This is a genomic window from Halorubrum tibetense (genome assembly GCF_042661865.1).
Taxonomy (GTDB): Archaea; Halobacteriota; Halobacteria; order Halobacteriales; family Haloferacaceae; genus Halorubrum; species Halorubrum tibetense.
Map to the genome: position 1 here is coordinate 1 of NZ_JBHSWW010000256.1, position 3,488 is coordinate 3,488.

The window sequence follows — 3,488 nt, forward strand, 5'->3', positions numbered from 1 at the left end:
CGCGCTCGGGGAGGCACAGGGCGCGCTCGCCGAGGGGTTCGCCGACGTCTCGGCCGCGTACGCCGACACGTGGCGCGAGTGGCTCGCTGGCCGCGAGTTTCCCGCGTCCGTGACCGGCGACGAGGACCTCCTGACGCAGTACCGGTTCGCGCTCATGACGCTCGCCGCGGTCGAGGACAAACGACAGGACGGCGCGGGGATAGCCAGCCCGTCGGTGCCGTGGGGTGAGACCGAGTACGCCGCGGAGGACCGCGGCTACGGTTACAACTTCGTTTGGTCGCGTGACCTGTATCAGGTGTTCACCGCCCTCGTCGAGGTCGGCGAGGTCGAACGCGGGGCGGACGCGCTGGCGTACCTCTACAACGTCCAGCAGGACGACAGCGGGTTCCTCCCCCAGAACTCCTACATCGACGGGCGGACGCGGTGGGGTGGCGAGCAGATGGACAACATCGCGTACCCCTCGGTGATGGCCTGGCAACTGTACGAGGCAGGGGTGTCGCTGTCGGACGCCGACTACACGTACGACCAGGTCCGGCGGTCGCTCGGCTACGTCGCGCGAAACGGGCCGGAGACCGCTCAGGAGCGCTGGGAGGAGGAGGCCGGCTACTCGCCGTCAAGCATCGCCGCGGAGATCGCCGGGCTCTGTTGTGGGGCCGCGCTCGCGCTCGCCGAGGCCGATCGGATCGCGGGAACGGGCGGCGAGCCCGCCACCGCGGACGGTGGCCGGACGGGAGTCCCGGTCGACGGGGCGGACGACACGGGCACCGCGTCCGGGAACCCGACGGATGTCGATCCGGACGGTCCGGGAATCCCGAATCCGGTCGAACTCCGCGCCGACGCGCTCGCGTGGCTGGCGCTCGCCGACGACTGGACCGACCGGATCGAGGAGTGGTGTGCCACGGAGACGGGCACCGAACGGCACGCGGAGACGCCGTATTACCTCCGGATCACCGCCGACGGCGACCCGGACACCGGGCGTCCCCGCACCATCGCCAACGACGGCCCCACGTACGACGAGCGCGAGATCGTCGACGGCGGCTTCCTCGAGCTCGTTCGGTTGGGCGTGAAACCGGCCGACGACCCCGTCGTCCGCAACTCGGTGGCGGTCGACGACGACGCGATCCGCGCGGACACGCCACACGGCCCCGCGTGGTACCGCTACGTCGGCGACGCTTACGGCGAGCTGGGCTCGGAGGACCCCGGTGCGCCGTGGGCCGGCATGGGGAACGGCGAGGGTCGGCTCTGGCCGATCTTCACCGGCGAGCGCGGGGAGTACGAGCTCCGCGCTCGCGCCGACGGCCCGGACGGCTTCGGCGGCACTGACGAGGACGCGTTAGAGCCCGACGCGCTGTTGGAGACGATGGCCGGCTTCGGCAACGACGGTCGGATGCTCCCCGAGCAGGTGTGGGACCGTGAGCACCCGACGGAGTACGGCTGGGAGTTCGGCGAAGGGACCGGTGGGGCGACGCCGCTCGCCTGGTCGATGGCCGGGTTCATCCGGTTGGCGCACGGGGTCGACGCGGGCGAGCCGGTGGAGACGCCGGCGTTCGTCCGCGACCGCTACGTGGAGTCCGACCGGCCGGACGGGCCGGAGCTCACGGCCGTCGCCGACGTCGTCGACGACGAGCTCGTCGTCTCCGGCGAGACCGACGGGGCGGTGGTCGCCGTCTCCCTCGAGGGACGATCCACCACGGTCACGCCGACGGACGGGGAGTTCGAGGTACGGCTCGACGCCGCGATCGGCGCACATACGATCGTCGTCGCCGCGGCGACCGACAAGGCACTCGCGGAGTCCGGCACCGCGGTCGAGCGGATCCGTCGCTGACCCGTTCGACCCGCTCTCCCGTTTCTCAGCCGAGTGCGACGACCGCTACCTCGTGTGTTCCGTCGGCGACCGGGACGGAAACGGTTCCGCCGACCGCGTCTCTGACCGTCTCACGCCACGCCTCGACTCGCTCCCCGTGTCGCTCGCGGCGCGCCTCGACGTCGTCGCCCGGACCTTCCGCCGTGGTCTCGTCGACCTCCGGGTACGGTGGGTACTCCTCGACGAGCGCGCGGGGGTCGAGGTGGATCGGCCCCGTCGGTCCCGCGGGGCGTGTCGCCCCGTCGGTCGACCCCGTCTCGGGATCGGCGTCGACGCTGTGGAGCCGTGCGCGCATCCGCCCGGAGAACGGCGGCGTCACCCGCAACACCACGACGCGGTCGCTCCGCAGGCTCGCCTCCAGCGCGTTCGCGACGTCCTCGCGGTGGACCGCCACTGATCGGATCCGGGCCGGGTCCGATTCCCGCTGCGTGTCGTCCGCCATCGTTACTCACCGTCCGGGGACCAGCGCGCGTCCGAGAGCGTTCGCTGTACCGCTTCTTCGCCGACCGCGGCCGCGAGGTGTTCGAAGCCGCCGCGGACGGTCCGGTCGGTGGCGTTGGCGACGAGCCGCGAGACGATGAACTCCGGCGTCGACTTGCCGAGCGTGCCGAACCGCGGCTGATAGTCGACCCGGAGCGCGAGGTCGTTCGTGAGTCCCTCGGCGAAGATGCCGTCTATGCGGGCGGCGTCGGGTAGCGGGCTCAGGTCTTCAGCGAGGTGGGTGACGTACACGCCGAGCGCCCCACGCTCGACGGTCAGATCGACGAGTCCGTTGAGGAGGTCGGCCGCCCGCCCCGGCTCCGTGATCGCCTCGAACTCGTCGACGAGCATGAGCGTGCGCCCCTCCTCGACCAGCGGCGGGACCACGGACCGGAGCGTCGACTCCAACACCCCCGCGTTGAACGAGGCGTGTCGGCGATGGAACACGATCCGGTCGAACGATCCGATTTCCGCCTCGTCCGCGGGCACGGGTAACCCCATCGACGCGAGCAGCGTGACAGCACAGACGGTCTCGAGGAGGGTGGTCTTCCCGCCGGAGTTCGCGCCGGTGAGGACGCTCACGCGGTCGCCGGCCGGCGGGCGCTCGGACGACTCCCACCCGCCCTCGTCGAGGTCGTGATCGCCGACCGCGTACGACACCGGCTGGACCGGGTCGTCGATGAAGGGGTTTCGGGCGTTCCTGACCGCGACGCCGTCGTCGACGAGTCGGGGACGGACCGCGTCGTGTGCCGCTGCGAACCGTCCGAGGGAGAGGTCGACGGCGACGTCCGACACCGCCTCGACCGCCCGGACGACGTCGCCGTCGGCGTCGCCGATCCGGTCACGGAGCGCTTCGGTAACCGTCGCCTCGCGCTCGGCGACCGCGTCCTCCAGCTCGGTCACTAGCTCGCGGAGGGTCGCCGAGACGAAATCGGCGGCGTCGAGCGCGTCCTCTGGGGCAGCCGCTCGTACTGTTGCGGGGTCGACGCCCGTCTCGCTCGCGACGTGATCGATAGTGGCGGCTTCGAGCGCCTCGAAGTCGCGGAGCTCACCGTCTCGGACCCGTTCGAGCACGTCGAACGCGGAGTCCGAGAGCTCACGGGCCGCGCCGAGCCGGTCGCGCCGGCGGTCGAGCTCCGCGTCC

The 3,488-nt window shown here is 71.8% G+C and carries 3 protein-coding genes; 1 reads left to right on the forward strand and 2 read right to left on the reverse strand.

The features are described 5' to 3' along the window. On the forward strand, positions 1–1,825 hold a 1,825-nt coding region (locus ACFQEU_RS13155), incomplete at its 5' end, for a glycoside hydrolase family 15 protein (RefSeq protein ID WP_379782869.1). Positions 1,826–1,850: 25 nt separating this feature from the next. Here the strand turns inward: ACFQEU_RS13155 and ACFQEU_RS13160 are convergent. Beyond that, positions 1,851–2,306, reverse strand: coding sequence for a DUF8009 family protein (locus ACFQEU_RS13160; RefSeq protein WP_379782871.1), 456 nt, complete (start codon positions 2,304–2,306; stop codon positions 1,851–1,853). A 2-nt stretch (positions 2,307–2,308) separates the two neighbouring features. Beyond that, positions 2,309–3,488, reverse strand: a 1,180-nt coding sequence (locus tag ACFQEU_RS13165) for a MutS-related protein (RefSeq protein WP_417448542.1), incomplete at its 5' end; no start/stop codon positions are given.